The organism is Pectinatus cerevisiiphilus (assembly GCF_004341685.1).
In the GTDB taxonomy this organism is placed as follows: Bacteria; Bacillota; Negativicutes; order Selenomonadales; family Selenomonadaceae; genus Pectinatus; species Pectinatus cerevisiiphilus.
This window is the reverse complement of sequence record NZ_SMAA01000045.1, coordinates 1-1,416: the sequence shown is the minus strand read 5'-3', so window position 1 is coordinate 1,416 and position 1,416 is coordinate 1. Positions and strand designations below refer to the sequence as shown.

The 1,416-nt window shown below is 33.2% G+C and carries 3 protein-coding genes; all 3 read right to left on the bottom strand.

Annotated elements, in window-relative coordinates; all coding sequences use genetic code 11:
- Positions 1 to 419, bottom strand: a 419-nt coding sequence (locus EDC37_RS12210) for a transposase (protein ID WP_243642198.1), incomplete at its 3' end; no start/stop codon positions are given.
- Between the two features lie 323 nt (positions 420 to 742).
- Complete coding sequence (locus tag EDC37_RS12730; RefSeq protein WP_165874526.1) at positions 743 to 1,045, bottom strand: transposase family protein; 303 nt, start codon at positions 1,043 to 1,045, stop codon at positions 743 to 745.
- On the bottom strand, positions 1,035 to 1,416 hold a 382-nt coding region (locus EDC37_RS12200; RefSeq protein ID WP_132551744.1), incomplete at its 5' end, for an IS30 family transposase. The genes EDC37_RS12200 and EDC37_RS12730, both read right to left, overlap by 11 nt.

Here is a 1,416-nt window from a genome sequence, read left to right as displayed (position 1 = left end):
TTTATTGGATGGAGCCACTGTCTGACAGTTTTTGCCATGGCAAGGAATCTATCTATACCATATTTTTCTACTAAAAAAAGCCATTTATATATTCTCTTATAAAACTGTTTTTCATTTTTACTGTCCATAACCATATAAAACAATTCTTTTAATATATAGGCTTTTTTTAGTAAAGCAGATACGCTGAGCATTTGGGATAATTGTATCTTCTCGTTTCTCTTAAGTTTATGCCTCCTTTTCAGCAAAATAAACCTGCTTTTCTTGAAGTATCGACGTCTTGTATCTGTAAAACGTCTTTGCTCTTGCTTACGAATATGTTCCATTGCCCAGTTTGCCAGTCTCAGCACATGAAACTTATCTGCTATTATCTTAGCATTAGGAAAACAATTAGTCATTATGCTACGGAATTGGTTACTCATATCCATTATTACGTATTTTACCTTAAGTCTATTTTTTATGTTGTTATTAGCCAAACCAACTTAAGCCAAAGCCAATGTCCGTATATATCTTCACTATTTTTATTAGGTAGCACTTCAATAATTTTTTTCTTTATGGGGTCAGTGAGCACACATTGGAATTTATAAACACCCGTATTTCCCTTAAATTCATCTATGGAAATAACATCCGGGAAAACAGTTGGTTTGGGAACAACTATGGAGTCAATTATTCTCACCACGGTAGAATATGAGAGATTACAAATGTCTGCAATTTGCTTTGTATTAAATAATTTACTGGCATAATACTAAACACTTTTTCTTAAATCTGTGGATATAGACTTATATTTAGATAATAAGCTATTTTTCTCATAAAATCGCTTATTACAGTAAGGACACCTGTAACGACGTTTTTTTACTAAAATAGTGTAGCTTGTATGTGCTACGGGCAAATGTTTAACTTTTTGTAACCTATAATCATATATCTTCCTTGTTTCATTCTTACACTGTGGGCATATATGCGGTTTGACCGGTAGACAAATAGTAATTACCTTGTCAGCTGTCCTTATTACGTTAAATCCTTTTAAATTTAATAATTCCTTAAATTGCAATATCAAATTGAACAGTTTGTAAATCCACTAACTGCCTAACTTCTTCTAAAAATACTTCTTGAGGAGTTTTATACCCCAGTAATTTACGAGGTAAATTGTTACACCAATAAAGGGCACGTTTTAAGGTACCTTCAGTAACGGTTTTAACAGGAACACCTTTAGGTATAAAACGACGGAGCAACCCATTATGTCTTTCATTGGAACCACGTTCCCAAGCTGAATATGGATGGGCAAAGAATATATCCAATCCGTTATGCTCAAGCTCAGATATTTTCACAAACTCTTGACCATTGTCAGAAGTAATAGTTTTGCATAAAGCAGCTAAACTTGAGTTTTTAGAAAAAGACCCAAGCCAATCTGCCAATGTATTC